This is a genomic window from Streptomyces eurythermus, from assembly GCF_014649115.1.
In the GTDB taxonomy this organism is placed as follows: domain Bacteria; phylum Actinomycetota; class Actinomycetes; order Streptomycetales; family Streptomycetaceae; genus Streptomyces; species Streptomyces eurythermus.
On record NZ_BMSK01000028.1, the window covers coordinates 53,865 to 67,608 of the forward strand.

Annotated in this window: 12 protein-coding genes; 5 read left to right on the forward strand and 7 right to left on the reverse strand. The window is 74.2% G+C overall.

Annotated features, from left to right (window positions below; translation table 11 throughout):
• Positions 1 to 53: 53 nt before the first annotated feature.
• From IE251_RS36350 to IE251_RS36365, 4 genes are all read right to left on the reverse strand, one after another.
• Positions 54 to 1,988 (reverse strand): collagenase, encoded by a 1,935-nt coding sequence (locus IE251_RS36350; RefSeq protein WP_189757205.1) that lies wholly within the window; start codon positions 1,986 to 1,988, stop codon positions 54 to 56.
• 232 nt (positions 1,989 to 2,220) lie between these two features.
• Complete coding sequence (locus IE251_RS36355; protein ID WP_189757206.1) at positions 2,221 to 3,582, reverse strand: alkaline phosphatase PhoX; 1,362 nt, start codon at positions 3,580 to 3,582, stop codon at positions 2,221 to 2,223.
• Between the two features lie 258 nt (positions 3,583 to 3,840).
• Positions 3,841 to 4,794, reverse strand: coding sequence for a LysR family transcriptional regulator (locus IE251_RS36360; protein ID WP_189757207.1), 954 nt, complete (start codon positions 4,792 to 4,794; stop codon positions 3,841 to 3,843).
• A 344-nt stretch (positions 4,795 to 5,138) separates the two neighbouring features.
• Positions 5,139 to 6,047, reverse strand: coding sequence for a TIGR03620 family F420-dependent LLM class oxidoreductase (locus IE251_RS36365; protein ID WP_189757208.1), 909 nt, complete (start codon positions 6,045 to 6,047; stop codon positions 5,139 to 5,141).
• 85 nt (positions 6,048 to 6,132) lie between these two features.
• Here IE251_RS36365 and IE251_RS36370 point away from each other — a divergent pair, with 85 nt between their 5' ends.
• The gene (locus IE251_RS36370; RefSeq protein WP_189757209.1) at positions 6,133 to 6,696 is read left to right on the forward strand and encodes a TetR/AcrR family transcriptional regulator; all 564 of its coding nucleotides are present in this window, start codon (positions 6,133 to 6,135) and stop codon (positions 6,694 to 6,696) included.
• A gap of 74 nt (positions 6,697 to 6,770) precedes the next feature.
• Here IE251_RS36370 and IE251_RS36375 read toward each other — a convergent pair whose 3' ends face one another.
• Positions 6,771 to 7,658, reverse strand: coding sequence for an NAD(P)-dependent oxidoreductase (locus IE251_RS36375; protein ID WP_189757210.1), 888 nt, complete (start codon positions 7,656 to 7,658; stop codon positions 6,771 to 6,773).
• Positions 7,659 to 7,738: 80 nt separating this feature from the next.
• On the opposite strand from IE251_RS36375, the gene IE251_RS36380 reads away from it, so the two are divergent.
• The 4 genes from IE251_RS36380 to IE251_RS36395 all read left to right on the forward strand — a co-directional run bounded on the left by IE251_RS36380 (position 7,739) and on the right by IE251_RS36395 (position 11,377).
• Positions 7,739 to 8,089, forward strand: coding sequence for a winged helix-turn-helix transcriptional regulator (locus IE251_RS36380; protein ID WP_189757211.1), 351 nt, complete (start codon positions 7,739 to 7,741; stop codon positions 8,087 to 8,089).
• 180 nt (positions 8,090 to 8,269) lie between these two features.
• Positions 8,270 to 9,547 (forward strand): glycoside hydrolase family 27 protein, encoded by a 1,278-nt coding sequence (locus tag IE251_RS36385; protein ID WP_229897083.1) that lies wholly within the window; start codon positions 8,270 to 8,272, stop codon positions 9,545 to 9,547.
• Between the two features lie 70 nt (positions 9,548 to 9,617).
• Positions 9,618 to 10,190: a TetR/AcrR family transcriptional regulator gene (locus IE251_RS36390; RefSeq protein ID WP_189757255.1), complete on the forward strand. Its 573-nt coding sequence runs from the start codon at positions 9,618 to 9,620 to the stop codon at positions 10,188 to 10,190.
• Positions 10,191 to 10,207: 17 nt separating this feature from the next.
• Positions 10,208 to 11,377 (forward strand): GDSL-type esterase/lipase family protein, encoded by a 1,170-nt coding sequence (locus IE251_RS36395; protein ID WP_189757212.1) that lies wholly within the window; start codon positions 10,208 to 10,210, stop codon positions 11,375 to 11,377.
• A gap of 32 nt (positions 11,378 to 11,409) precedes the next feature.
• Here IE251_RS36395 and IE251_RS36400 read toward each other — a convergent pair whose 3' ends face one another.
• Positions 11,410 to 12,078: a class F sortase gene (locus IE251_RS36400; RefSeq protein WP_189757213.1), complete on the reverse strand. Its 669-nt coding sequence runs from the start codon at positions 12,076 to 12,078 to the stop codon at positions 11,410 to 11,412.
• Positions 12,079 to 12,816: 738 nt separating this feature from the next.
• Positions 12,817 to 13,407 (reverse strand): hypothetical protein, encoded by a 591-nt coding sequence (locus IE251_RS36405; RefSeq protein WP_189757214.1) that lies wholly within the window; start codon positions 13,405 to 13,407, stop codon positions 12,817 to 12,819.
• Between the last annotated feature and the right edge of the window lie 337 nt (positions 13,408 to 13,744).

The following is a 13,744-nucleotide window of genomic DNA, read 5'->3' on the forward strand; positions in this document are numbered from 1 at the left end:
GCCGCCGACCGGGCTCTGCGGTCGGCGGCCGTTCCTCGTGGGCGGGTGTGCGGTCAGGCCGGGGCCGGCTTGCCGCACGCGCCCGCGGCGCACGCCGTCAGCCACCGGTCGAAGTCGGCGTCGTAGCGGGTGCCGATGCCGTCGTGGTAGACGGCGTACCCGCCGGCGTAGTCACCGGTGCGGAAGCGGGCGAGCACGCGCCGGACGTCGTCGGGGTGCCGCTCGACCATGTAGCGCGCGGCGAGGTGGCCCCACGGGTAGGTGCGGGTCACATCGCTGTTGTCGTAGGTGCTCTCGAACAGCGTGCTCAGCCGGTACGTGTGCCGGCCGGCCTCCTGGACCGCCTGGTCGTCGGTGCGGCCGCGGTAGCCGTAGGAGACGTACTCGGCGATGCCCTCGATCCACCACACGTCCGGCACCGACACCTGCCGGGCGAAGTCGCCCTTCATGTCGTCACGGGCGTCCAGGAAGTGCGTGTACTCGTGGTTCAGGTTCCAGATCCGGGCCGGGAAACCGTCGTCGGAGGCCTTCTGGTACATGACCGACATGGGCTGGTTGGCGGGGTCCGACGGATCGCCGCCCAGGGTCATGCCGCCGTTGTCGGTGCTGATGCCGTACATGGCGCCGGCGTAGGTCTGGTAGTCGGACCGGCCGGCGAACACCACCAGGCGGAGGGTGGAGGCGTACTGGCCGGGGATCGGCCCGTCGGACCCCACGGCCGAGCGGAAGTAGGCGTTCTGGCCGAGCACGCTCGCGCAGGCGGCGTCGAGGTCGGCGGCCGTCATCGCCTGGGCGCGGACGGTGATGTTCGCGTCGCAGCGGTGGGTGACCGGCAGGACGGCCTTGTCGAGCTTCCCCGGCAGGTCGCAGACGCCGTAGTACTCGCAGTGCGCGCCGTCGTAGGCGGCGGCCTGGGTGGCGACGGCCACCCACAGCGCGGCCGTCGGCCCGGTCATGGCGGTACGGTCCAGCAGGTCGCCGGCCAACGGCTGTACGAGGCCGCGCAGTCCGGGGTGCTCGACGTAACGGGCCAGATTCATCCCGGCGTTGGAGTCCAGGAAGGCCAGCTCGGTGCCGAGCCGGTCGGTGTGGGCCAGCGCGAAGTCGTAGAGGGTGTCGACGATGCGCGGGTCGGCCTGCACCGCCCGCACATAGGCCGGGTTCCAGTTGCCGCGCCACAGCGGGGTGTGGACGTCGTTGACGGCCCGGACCATGCTGTCGACGGCGTCGTAGGAGCTGTCGTAGTCGGTCAGCAGCCGCCGGTAGACATACAGATAGCGGTCCTGCTGGTCGGCGCTGTCGGTGAGGGTCACGGCCTCGCCGAGGATGCCGCCGTTGGCCTCCGTGACGTCCCGGGAGTGGGGGCGGGCGAAGAAGGCGTCCAGGCCGCCGGTGACGGCGGCGGTGAGCCGGGAGGAGTACGTGCCCACGTCCTGCGCGTGGTTGAACTGCACGTAGTAACCGGCGCGCAGGAACAGGACCAGTTGCAGCAGGCCACCGGAGTTGTCGCCCTGGTACTGCCCGGCGGCGCCGGTGAACGCGTTCGCCACGGTCAGCATCTGGGCCTGCCGGAAGACGGCGCGCGCGGTGCCGCCGGAGAGGGTGAAGAGGCTGTTGACGCAGTCCGGGGTCGCGGCCTTGACGTGGGCGACGAGGGCGGAGCCGGTACGGCTCCCGAAGTCGGCCGGGGCGCAGGAGCCGGCCTTCGCCGTGCGCGGGGCCGGCCGGGTGGACGTCGGCCGGTGCGGCGGGAGTTGGGCCGGGTCGAGCCGGCTGGGCCGGATCGCGGGTCGTTCGGTGGCGGCGGTGGACGCGGCGGCCGGCGACGGCGCGGGAAGGTGCGTGCGGGGTGCGGCGGCCGGCCGGGGTGCCGCCTGCGCGGGCGTGGCCGGCAGGCCGGCCAGGGCGACGCAGACGGCGACGGCACCGGCGATGCGGCCCGTGGCGCCTCTGGGCACGCGGGCGGGCAGCGCGAAGCGATGGCGCATCGGGGTTTCCTCCACGAAGTGGCGCGCCTCTGTGGGGTGTCGAGGCGTGTGAGGCACTGTCTCAGCGCGCACCGGGACCGACAATGGCGTGTGACATAGCACATGGCACCGTCTGCCCATAACACCGCTGTAGGCGCGGCGAGTTGAAGGGGGCGTGTGTGTCCATCGTGCCGGGCCGGGGGCGTGCGCCCTCCGCCCGGCCCGGCACGGTCGGGCCGTCAGCCGCCCGTCCTCACCACGGGCCGGTCACGGCGAACGTGGTGCCGGGGGTGTAGCAGTTGACGTACATCGTCGCTCCGTCGGGGGCGAAGGTGACCCCGGCGAACTCGCCCCACTCCGGCTGCCGGTCCGTCCCGATGTTCTGCCGGCCCCGGGCCAGCGCGTACACCTCGCCCCGGCGGGTCAGCCCGAAGACGTGCTGGGCGCCGTTGCCGTCCTCGCAGACCATCAGGCCGCCGCCGGGCGCGAGGCAGATGTTGTCCGGTGACTCGCCGGGCAGCCGTACGTCGGTGTCCGGGCCGAACACGACGGCCAGGGTCAGCCGGCGGTGCGCCGGGTCGTAGCGCCAGACCTGGCCGTAGTGGTCGGCCGCGGAACCGTCGGCGCCGCGCGCGAAGGACGACACGAAGTACACGCTGCCGCCGCCCCAGTAGCAGCCCTCCAGCTTCTGCGCGTGGGTGATGCCGCCGGGGCCGTAGTCCTGGAACCTGGTCGGCGTGGCGGCGGCCAGCGGGTCGGGTACGTCCACCCACTCGATGCCGTCGAAGCGCGCCCCGGCCTCCCGGATCGCCGACAGGTCCGCCACGCCGGGCACCCTCATCGCCTGGAGCCGGCCGCCGGCGCGCAGCGAACCGACGCCGCCCAGCGGCCGGTTCGGCAGGAAACGGTAGAAGAGGCCGAACGGCTTCTGGAAGGCGTCCTCCGTCTCGTAGAGGACGCCGTCGCGCGGGTCGATCGCGACCGCCTCGTGCTGGAAGCGGCCGAGCGCGGTCAGCGGCACGGCGCCGGTGCGGTGCGGGTCGGTGGGGTGCACCTCGAAGACGAAGCCGTGGTCCTTGGTGTAGCCGTTGGTGCCGGCTCTGTCCTCGGTTTCCTCGCAGGTCAGCCAGGTGCCCCAGGGGGTCCGGCCGCCCGCGCAGTTGACGGCGGTACCGGCGATGGCGACCCGCTCGGAGAGCACCCGCTGGTGCCGGTCGAGCGTCAGGGCCGTACAGCCGCCCTTGCCCGCCGGGTCGTAGGTGAGGCCGCCGACGGTGGGTACCGGGATCTGCGCGGTCGCCCGGTTCTCGTGGTTGCGGACGAGGTGCGTACGGCCCGCTCTGCCGGCGAAGGCGGCCATGCCGTCGTGGTGGGAGGGCACCGGCCCCTCTCCGGAGCGGAGCGGGTCACCCTCGCGGGACAGCACGGTATAGCGGAAACCTTTCGGCAGATCGAGCAGGCCGTTCGGATCGGGGACGAGCGGGCCATAGCCGGTGCGGCCCAGGCTCTGCGCGGCGGCCGTACCCGCGAAGACCTCGGACAGGGCCCCGGTGAAGGCGATGCCCGCTCCCAGGGCGCTCGCTGCGGACAGGACCTGACGGCGTGTTGCAGACATACGGCGGTGACCTTCCTGCTGGCGGACAGGAACCGTGACCCCGCCGTGTCTACCACCTGGTGCGGGCAACGTGAACCACGCGCGGCGCACGGGTCCCGCCGTTCGGGGGACCGCCGGTTTCCCCACGGCCGGGACAAGAGCGCGTGCGGGATGCCGGTGGCGGATGCGGCAGGGTGACCGGTGCGGGGTTCCGGTGGCGGGTACGGAAGGGTGTACCGGTACGGGGTTCCGGTGGCCGGGCGAGTCGGCACGGGCCGCCTACGCCCCGGCGGCACTCCAGGTGCGGGAGACCCAGGTGCGCAGGTGGGGGGCCTGGGCGACGAGATCGCGGTAGGCGTCCGTGGCGGAGCGGACCATGGTCTCCACGACATCGTCGAGGACGGTGTCCGGCCGCCAGGCCAGCACATAGCGGCACCACAGCGGCGAGCCCACCAGCGGCTTGACCACGACGTGCGGGATCGGCCGCAGCGTCGGCTGCACCATGGACACCCCGAGACCGTCGGCGATCATGCTCTGCAGCTGTGTCTGGTCGCCGAGCCACTCGTGCACGGTACGCGGGGTGAACCCGGCCGCCGCGCAGGCGTCGTAGAACACCCCCGGCCAGCCGGCTCCGTCGTCCGGGGTCACGAACCAGGCGTCCTCGGCGAGGTCGGCGAGCTGCACCTGGGGGCTCTGCCGCAGCCGGTGCCGGGCGGGCAGGGCGACGAAGGTGGGCTCGGTGACGATCCCGCGGTGCCGTACGGCGGCCGAGTGCCGTAGCTCCATGCCCGGGTAGTCGGCGGCGATGGCGGCGTCCACCGCGCCGTCCTCCAGCAGCTCCACGATCCGCGAGGACGCGTAGACGCTGGTGACGGCCAGGGTCAGTTCGGGCAGCCGGGCACGGACCCGGGAGACCGTGCCGGACAGCATCGGCGAGTTGGTCGCGGCCACCCGCAGGGTGCGGCGGGGACGGGCGGCGGCCGGGCGGTGCCCGATCGCGGCGGCCCGCGCGAGCACGTCCCGGGCCTGCTCGACGACCTCGGCGCCGTACCGGGTCGGCCGCACCCCGCCCGGCCCGCGCTCGAACAGCGGCTCGCCCAGGTGCCGTTCGATGCGCCTGAGCTGGGTGCTCACGGCGGGCTGCGAGTAGCCCAGCTGGGCGGCGGCCCGGCCCACGCTGCCCGCGTCGGCGATCGCGCACAGCACCCGCAGGTGCCGCAGCTCCAGCTCCATCGGTCCACTCCCCCGTTCGTTGCTGCGGCCGGCCCGGCGGCGGGGCCCGGTGGGATCCGCCCGGTGCCCCTTCGGAGGTTCGCGCACGCCCCGTGGTCCGCGTACCACCGGGGCCGGGCCCGGTGACGACCGGCGGACCGAAGCGTTCCATGGTGTCCCGCGCGGCACAAGTCGCAGGCCGGTGTCCCGCACGGCACACGTCGCAGGTCGGCCGGGGTGCGGGCGGTCGCTTCGGGCGGGCACCGTTCGTCCGGGGCGCGTCCGGCGGGCAGTGGCACGGCGCCGGCGGTCCGGTGCGGATCCGCCTCGGCGGGAATCCGCCGGGGCGAGGTCGTCGGCCCGCCTCACCGCCAGAGGTGGGCCAGGCCGCGCCACTGGTCCAGCGGGAGCTCGGCCGGGTCCACGGGCAGTGCCTGGAGGCACACATGGTCGGCACCCGCCGCCAGGTGGGCGCGCACCCGCTGGGCGATCTCCTGCTCGCCGATCGCGACCAGCGCGTCGACCAGGCGGTCGCTGCCGCCGTCGGCGAAGTCCGCGTCCTCGAACCCCAGCCGCCGCCAGGAGGCCCGGTACGGTGCCGCGGGCAGGTAGCCGGCGATGTGGGCGCGCGCCCTGTCCCGTGCCTCGTCGGCGCGCAGCCCGGTGACCACGGCTTGTTCGACGATCAGCACCCGGTCCGGGCCGAGTACCGCGCGGGCGTCGGCCGTGTGTTCCGGCGTGACCAGGTAGGAGAACGCGCCTGCCGAACGGTCCCGGGCGAGCTCGAGGGCGCGCGGGCCCAGCGCGGCGAGCACCCTGGGCGCCCGGGGTGCCGGGCCGTCCGCGATCCCCGCCAGTCGCAGGACGGGGTCGGGTTCGTCGAGGCGGTCGAGGTGTTCGCGCAGCGCGGTGAGGGGCCGTTCGTAGCGAAGGCCCAGCACCCCCTCGACCATCCGCGCGTGGGAGGTGCCCAGACCGAGCACGAACCGGCCGGGATGGGCGTCGAGCAGTGCCCGGGCCTGCGATCTGATCACGCGCGGGTGACGCCCCCAGATCACCGCGATGCCCGTGCCCACGACCAGGGAACGGGTCGCGTCCAGCAGTGTGGCCGCCTCCATGAACGGGTCGCGGACCAGCCCCTCGCTGAGCCACAGAGCGCCGTATCCGAGCGCCTCGACCTCCGCGGCCGCCCGGGCGGACTCGGCCGGCGGGCGCAGATCCATGCCGGGTACCCACAGTCCTACCGTGCCGATGGACGGCAGAGCCGACTCCATGCGCCACCTCCCCCTCTAGAATCCGGAGTGCCACTCCGGATAGTACCGGAGCGGCACTCCGGTACTAGCAGAGGAGGAGGACCCGATGACGGCCCAGCCCAGGCGCAGCGACGCCCGCCGCAACCGGGCCCGCCTGGTCGAGGCGGCGACGGCGCTCTTCGACGAGGTGGGAACCGACGCGGCGTCGATGAACGACATCGCCCGGCGGGCGGGAGTGGGCCCGGGGACCCTGTGGCGCCACTTCCCCGACAAGGAGGCGCTGACGGCCGAGGTCGTCGGCCGGAGCCTGGACGGGCTCGCGGCCCTGGCCGCCGAGCTGCCCGGGAGCCCGGACGACCCGGACTTCCTGCGGCGGTGGGTGTCCGCGCTCGTACGGCACATCACCCGGTACCGCGGCCTCGCCGTCCGTTACGCCGAGGCCGCGCGGAGCGCCGACGGTCCCCTGGGCGCGCGCTGCCGGGCCGTCGAGGAAGCCGCCGCCGGACTGCTGGAACGGGCGCGGGAACGCGGGCAGGTGCGGGCCGACCTGACCGCGCCCGAGCTGATCCGGCTGGCCACGGCCGTCGCCTGGGTCAGTGAGACGACCGCCCCTTCGGACACCACCGCACGCCTGCTCGACCTCGTCTTCGAGGGCGTGCGGCCCCGCTGAGCCGGGACACGGCCGTGCCGGGGGCCCGGAGCCCTCAGGCGTCCCCCGCTCCGGCCGAGCCCGCCCGTCCCGGATCAGTGCCGTCCCAGCATCTCCGCCACCCGCATGAACCCGTCCCCGCCGTGGCCCAGCCCGATGACGCGGCGGGCCAGCCCCTCCACGGAGCGCATCACGCCCGCGTCGATGCCGTGGGACTCGGAGACGGCGACGACGTGGGACATGGTCGAGACCGCCGACGTGATGGGGTTGATCCGGCCGGAGTAGGTGCCGTCGTCGGCGTCCCGGGCGAACTCCTCGAACAGGGGCGGCAGGATCGCGCCGATGCCCTGGGCGAACGGGGCCAGTTCCCCGGCGGTGACGCCCTCCGCCCGGGCGATCGCCACGGCGTGCGCGTAACCGGCCATCGCGGTCCAGAAGATGTCGAGCAGCGCGATGTCGAAGGTGGCCGCGCGCCCGGTCTCCTCCCCCAGGTGGGTGTGCGTCCCGCCGAGCGTCTCCAGCACCGGCAGATACCGCTCGTACAGGTCGCGCGGTCCGCTGTGCAGGAAGACGGCCTCCGGGGTGCCGATGCTGGGGGCCGGCGTCATGATCGCGCCGTCCAGGTAGCCGATGCCGTGGGCCGCCGCCCACTCGGCGGTGTCCCGGGCCCGGGCCGGGGTGTCGGCGGTCAGGCTGACCACGGTACGGCCCTTCAGCGCGCGGGTGACCTCCTCGCCGCGCAGGATCCCGTCCGAGGCGTCGTAGTCGACCACACAGATGACGGTCAACTCCGAGGCGGCTACCGCCTCTTCGGCCGTCGCCGCGACGACCGCGCCCCGCTCGGTCAGGTCCCCCTCCCTGCCGGGTGTGCGGTTCCAGACCGTGGTCCGCAGGCCGGCCTCGACGAACGCGCCCGCCAGCGAGCGGCCCATCGGGCCGAGGCCGAGCACGGTGACGGCAGGAAGATTCACGGCTGTTGACATGTTGCGACTCCCGTATGTGCTGATCGTGAACAGTGGAGAAGAGCGGCCGGAGGGCCGCGGGGAAGACGAAGAGGACGACGATGACGCGCAGCCGTGCCCAGGACCCGAACGTCTGCGGAGTGACCGCCGCGATCGCCGTGATCGACGGCAAGTGGAAGACGTCGCTGCTGTGGCTGCTGGAGTCCGGCCCGCACCGGCCCGCCGAACTGCGCCGCCGGCTGGCCGGGTTGAGCGAGAAGGTGCTGACCCAGGCGCTGCGCGAGATGGAACAGGACGGCCTGGTGCACCGGGAGGTGCACGATGTGCTGCCGCCGAAGACCGTGTACTCGCTGACCGCGTTCGGCCGCGACCTCGCCGAGGCACTGGACCCGCTGGCCGAGTGGGGCCACCGCCGTCTGGACCTGCTCCGCGCGGGCGAGGCGGCGTCCTGACGGGCCGCCGGCCGTCACCTCCTTGTCCGTCCTCCGGCAGCCCCTGACCTCGACAAACAGCTTCTCCCGGGCGGCCGGGGCTGCCAAGTACCCACAAAAAAGTGGGTGTCAGGCACCTCCACCGCGCTCCTTCGCCACCGTCCAGGCCCCCTTGGGCGACCGGACCGAGAGGACACCACCGTGGACCGACCCCTCCCCGCACGCCGGCTGCGGCCGCCGATGGGCTGGAACAGCTGGGACTGCTACGGCCCCACCGTCACCGAGCAGGAGGTGCTGGCCAACGCGGAGTTCATGGCCCGCCGGCTGCTGCCGTACGGCTGGGACACCGTGGTCGTGGACATCCAGTGGTACGAGCCGACGGCCCGCGCGCACGGCTACAACCCCGACGCCCCGCTGGTCCTGGACGCGTACGGCCGTCAGCTCCCGGCGCCGAACCGGTTCCCGTCCGCCGCCGGCGGGGCGGGCTTCGCGCCGCTGGCCCTCCGGGTGCACGAGCTCGGGCTGCGCTTCGGCCTGCACATCATGCGGGGCATCCCGCGCCGCGCCGTGGCCGCCCGACTGCCCGTGTACGGCACGGAGTTCACCGCCGACGAGATCGCCGACACGGCCTCGGTGTGCCCGTGGAACACCGACAATCACGGCCTGGACCACAACCATCCGGGCGCCCAGGCGTACTACGACGCCCAGGTGGCGCAGTTCGCCGCGTGGGGCGTGGACTTCGTCAAGGCCGACGACATGCTGTTCCCGTACCACGAACGGGAGATCGCCGCGTACGCGCGGGCCGTCGAGCGCTGCGGCCGGCCGGTCGAGCTGAGCCTCTCCCCCGGCACCGACGTCTCCCTCGCCCGTCTGGACCATCTGCGGGAGCACGCCACCATGTGGCGTGTCTGCGACGACCTGTGGGACCGCTGGGCGGACGTGGAGGCCCAGTTCGCCCGGATGGCCCGGTGGGCGCCCTGGCAGGGCGAGGGGGGCTGGGCGGACGCGGACATGCTGCCCCTCGGCCGGATCGGCATCCGCGCCGAACGCGGCACGGACCGGCTGTGTTCCCTGACCCGTCCCGAGCAGATCAGCCTGCTCACCCTGTGGCTGATCTCCCGGTCGCCGCTGATGATGGGCGGCGACCTGCCCACCAGCCCGCCCGAGACCATCGAACTGCTCACCAACGACGAGGCGCTGGCCGTGCTGTGGCACAGCACCGGCAACCGCGAGGTGCTCCGCGAGAACGGCCTGGTGCTGTGGGCCGCCCGGGACACCGACGGCCGTACCCGGTACGCCGCCGTCTTCTCCCTGGCCGGTGAACCCCGCCGGTACGAGGTGCCGCTCGGCTCGGCCGGGGCCCGCCCCGCCGACCGGATCCGCGAGCTGTGGACCCACGCCGACGTCCCGCACGACGGCCGGCACCTCACCGTGGACCTGCCCGCCCACGGCGCCGCCCTCTTTCGCCTCGCCTCCTAAACCTTGATCCCGTTTGCCTAAACCCTTTAGGAAGTTCCATACTCCTCTCCGACAGACAGGAGAGAAGATGATGGCGCGTGCGGGCCTGACCACGCAGCGACTGGTCCGGGCCGGGGCGGAACTCGCCGACGAGGTCGGCTTCGACCAGGTGACGGTCTCGGCGCTGGCCCGGCGGTTCGACGTGAAGGTCGCGAGCCTGTACTCGCACCTGCGCAGCTCCCAGGACCTGAAGACGCGGATCGCGCTGCTCGCCCTGGAGGAGATGGCCGACCGCGCCGCCGAGGCACTGGCCGGCCGGTCCGGCAAGGACGCCCTCGCCGCCTTCGCGAACGTCTGCCGGGACTACGCCCGGGCCCACCCCGGCCGCTACACGGCGGCCCGGCACCCGCTGGACGACGCGACGGCGGCCGGCAGCGCGGGCGTCCGCATCGCCCAGCTGAACCGCGCCATCCTGCGCGGCTACGACCTCGCCGAACCGGACCAGACACACGCCGTGCGCCTCCTCGGCAGCGTCTTCCACGGCTACGTCAGCCTGGAGACGGCCGGCGGCTTCGCCCACAGCGCGCCCGACTCCGAGGAGTCCTGGGCCCGGATCCTGGACGCCCTCGACTCCCTGCTGCGCAACTGGCCCGCCCACCCCTGAGACCCCTGGCAGACACGATGCACACCATTGCCCTCACCGCCGGTCTGATCCGCGGCGCCCTCGAACTGGAGCGCACCGCGCGCGGGCTGCTGCCGCACCGGCTGCCCGCCCGGGCCCGCGCCCAGTGCGCCGACCCGCAGCTGGCCCTGGCCGAGTCCCAGCCCTCCGGCGTACGGCTGGTCTTCCGCACCCGCGCCACCGCCGTCGAGCTGGACACCCTGCCGACCAAGCGGGTCTACACCGGCGCACCGCCCCGCCCGGACGGCGTCTACGAACTGCTGGTGGACGGCCGCCCGGCCGGCCGCGCCTCCCTCGCCGAGGGCGACACCCTCACCGTCGACCTGGCCACCGGCTCCGCCGAGCACCGGCCCGGCCCCGTGGGCACCGTGCGTTTCGCCGGTCTGCCGGACACCGTCAAGGACGTGGAGATCTGGCTGCCGCACAACGAGACCACCGAACTCGTCGCGCTGCGCGCCGACGCCCCCGTGGAACCCGTACCGGACCGGGGCCGCCGGGTGTGGCTGCACCACGGCAGCTCGATCAGCCACGGTTCCGACGCGGCGAGCCCCACCACCACCTGGCCGGCGCTCGCCGCGTCCCTGGGCGGAGTCGAGCTGGTCAACCTCGGGCTGGGCGGCAGCGCGCTGCTCGACCCGTTCACGGCCCGCGCCCTGCGCGACACGCCCGCCGACCTGATCAGCGTCAAGCTCGGCATCAACGTGGTCAACGCCGACGTGATGCGGCTGCGCGCCTTCGGCCCGGCCGTACACGGTTTCCTCGACACCGTCCGCGAGGGCCACCCCGACACGCCGCTGCTCGTGGTCTCGCCGGTCCTGTGCCCGATGCACGAGGACACGCCCGGCCCCACCGCCATGGACCTGGCGGCCCTGGGCGCGGGACGGCTGCGGTACCGGGCCACCGGGGATCCCGCCGAGCGGGCGGCCGGGAAGCTCACGCTGGGAGTCGTCCGGGACGAGCTGGCCCGGATCGTGCGCGAACGGGCCGCCGAGGACCCCCGGCTGCACTACCTGGACGGCCGGGAGCTGTACGGCGAGGCCGACTTCGCCGAGTTGCCGCTGCCCGACGGCCTCCACCCGGACACCGCCGGCCACCGCCGGATCGGCGAACGGTTCGCGGCGCTGGCGTTCGCCCCGGACGGTCCCTTCACGGCCGGGCCGGCCGCCTGACCGTAGCCCGGACACCCGTGACCGCGGGCGGCTCAGACCAGGTGCGCGAAGACGACCAGGTTGTCGGTGTAGTCGCGCACCGTACGGTCGTAGTCCCCGGCGCAGGTGATGAGGCGGGCCTCGGGGCGGTCGGCGTCGGCGTACACCCGCTCGCTGGGGAAGTCGTCCTTGGCGAAGGTCTCGGCGCTGTCGACGACGAACTCCGCCGTACGCCCGTCGGCCCGCTCCACGGAGAACCGGTCGCCGGCCTCCAGCCGGTCCAGGTTGGCGAAGACGGCCGCCGAGGTCACCGTGTCGACGTGCCCGGCGATGATCGCGGTGCCCCGCTCACCGGGCGAGACACCGTCGGCGTACCAGCCGACGAGGTTGGTGTCGCCCGCGGGCGGCGGCTCCAGCTGGCCCGAGGAGCCGAGGGCCAGGGTGGTGAAGGGGGCGTCCACGGAGATCGCCGGGATGCGCAGCCGGGTCGGCGTGGACCGGGGCAGTACCTCGCCCGGCTGCCCGGGACCGGCCGAGGCGGCGGCGCCGGAACCGGCACTCGATGCCCGGGGCGGGCCGGGCTCACCGGTCGGCTGGTGACCGCCGAACAGGCTGAAGGCGAGGAGGACCGCCGCCACCCCCCACAGCGTCAGCCGCCCGCCGGAGCCGGAGCGCCGGTCGTCCGCCGACGCCGGGGAGGCCGCGGAAGGATCTGCTGCCATCGGACACCACCTCACTCGAGCACGGCAGCACGGGGATCGGATCGGTAAGCACACCGGCGGAGCACCGTCACACGCCGAGGCGGCGCGGGCGCGGGGCGCGGGGCGGGGACGCGGGCCGCCGACGGGACACCGCCACGGGCGGGGCGGGGCGATGACGGCCCGGCACGGTACAGGAGACACCGCCGCGGGCGGAGGCGGTCAGTGGCGGTCCCCTGCACACCGCGGGGCCGTGAACCGCCGACGGGACACCAGCGAACGCCAAGGCGAACGGTGACGGTCCGGACACCGAACGGGCAGAGCGGGCCGCCGGCGCGGACCGACGCGCGGAGACGGGCAGCAGCCACACCGGCACGCCACGGAGCATGGGCCACCGGCGGAGCGGCAACGCGCGCGGAGGCGAGCGGCGGCGGTCCGGCGCCCTGCGGCGTGCACAGGCTGCCGACGGGACACCGCCGCGCGCGGAGACGGGCGATGATGGCCCTGGCACGGCACGGGCAGAGCGGGACGCCGGCGCGGCACCCACGCGCGGAGACGGCAGTGGCGATCCTGGCGCACGGGCCGCCGGCGGGACACCGCCGCGAGCGGCGACGGGGCGGTGGCGGTCCGGCGCGGTGTGGAGGCGCGGGCCGCCGGCGCGGTCGGCGTGCCGACGGTGTCCGCGCCCCCTGGCACACAATGGCGGCCGCAATCCCTGGCGCACGGCCGTGTCCGCGTCCCCTGGCGCACGGCGGCGGCCCGTCAGGACACCGTGCCGGTGGCCTTCTTGCGGCGCAGCGTGTACGCGCCGGTGGCGGCCACGGCCAGCACCGCGAGACCGCCCGCGGTGACCCCGGGCGTGGCGAGCGCGCCGCCGCCGGTGTGCATGCCGCCGCGCGGCTTGTCACGCTCGTCGTCCTCGCCCCACTCGCTCTTGCCGCTCCGGCCGCCCTTGCCCTTGCCGCCGCCCTTTTCCTCCTTGTCGCCCTTCTCCTCGCCGTCGTCCTCCTCGCCCTTGTCGCGGTAGCTCTCGGGGTCGAACCTGCTGCTGTCGTCGTCCTCCGAGCCCCAGCTGCCGCTGCGCACCGCGGCGAGCGCTCCGCCACCTGTGTGCATTCCGCCGCGCGGTCCGTCGTGTTCCCCTCCGCTGTCGCGCTTGTTGCCGTATTCGTTGTCGTCGTCGCCGTCGGATCCCTTGTCACGGCCGGAGTCGCTGTCGTGCTCCCTGCTGTACGAGGAGTCGTCACGACCGCTGTCGTGTTCGCTGGGAACGGCGAACGCGGCTCCGGGCGTCGCGAAGGCGAGGGCGGCCGTGGTGGCCGCCGTCGCCAGGAGCATGCGGGCAGAGCGCATAGTGATGTCCTTCCGCCGTGACCGGGCAGCGGATACCTCATCAGCTGGATGGACCCGGTCCTGACATGAACCACCGTCAGTGAGGCCCCCGGCGCCCACCATCCGAGCCGCCCAGCCGGGTCACCATGCCACCCGTCTGCCCCAGCGCGCCCGCTTGGCGACCCCTCGTCCGGGTCAATCGCCGACGCGTCCGTACGCCTGCCGGAGTGAGCGCACGAGGCCCGCCGTGAACGCCGTCGCCCGCGTCCGGACCGGCTCCGGATGACGCCGGCCCCTTGTTATGACCGGCGTCATAAAGCAGGCTGGTGCCGACAGCACGGCAGGCCGACCCGGCGGG

Excerpts from the sequence above, each read along its gene's own strand:
- IE251_RS36350 (WP_189757205.1), bottom strand. The coding sequence starts at position 1,988 with ATGCGCCATCGCTTCGCGCTGCCCGCCCGCGTGCCCAGAGGCGCCACG.
- IE251_RS36355 (WP_189757206.1), bottom strand. The coding sequence starts at position 3,582 with ATGTCTGCAACACGCCGTCAGGTCCTGTCCGCAGCGAGCGCCCTGGGA.
- IE251_RS36360 (WP_189757207.1), bottom strand. The coding sequence starts at position 4,794 with ATGGAGCTGGAGCTGCGGCACCTGCGGGTGCTGTGCGCGATCGCCGAC.
- IE251_RS36365 (WP_189757208.1), bottom strand. The coding sequence starts at position 6,047 with ATGGAGTCGGCTCTGCCGTCCATCGGCACGGTAGGACTGTGGGTACCC.
- IE251_RS36370 (WP_189757209.1), top strand. The coding sequence starts at position 6,133 with ATGACGGCCCAGCCCAGGCGCAGCGACGCCCGCCGCAACCGGGCCCGC.
- IE251_RS36375 (WP_189757210.1), bottom strand. The coding sequence starts at position 7,658 with ATGTCAACAGCCGTGAATCTTCCTGCCGTCACCGTGCTCGGCCTCGGC.
- IE251_RS36380 (WP_189757211.1), top strand. The coding sequence starts at position 7,739 with ATGACGCGCAGCCGTGCCCAGGACCCGAACGTCTGCGGAGTGACCGCC.
- IE251_RS36390 (WP_189757255.1), top strand. The coding sequence starts at position 9,618 with ATGGCGCGTGCGGGCCTGACCACGCAGCGACTGGTCCGGGCCGGGGCG.
- IE251_RS36395 (WP_189757212.1), top strand. The coding sequence starts at position 10,208 with ATGCACACCATTGCCCTCACCGCCGGTCTGATCCGCGGCGCCCTCGAA.
- IE251_RS36400 (WP_189757213.1), bottom strand. The coding sequence starts at position 12,078 with ATGGCAGCAGATCCTTCCGCGGCCTCCCCGGCGTCGGCGGACGACCGG.
- IE251_RS36405 (WP_189757214.1), bottom strand. The coding sequence starts at position 13,407 with ATGCGCTCTGCCCGCATGCTCCTGGCGACGGCGGCCACCACGGCCGCC.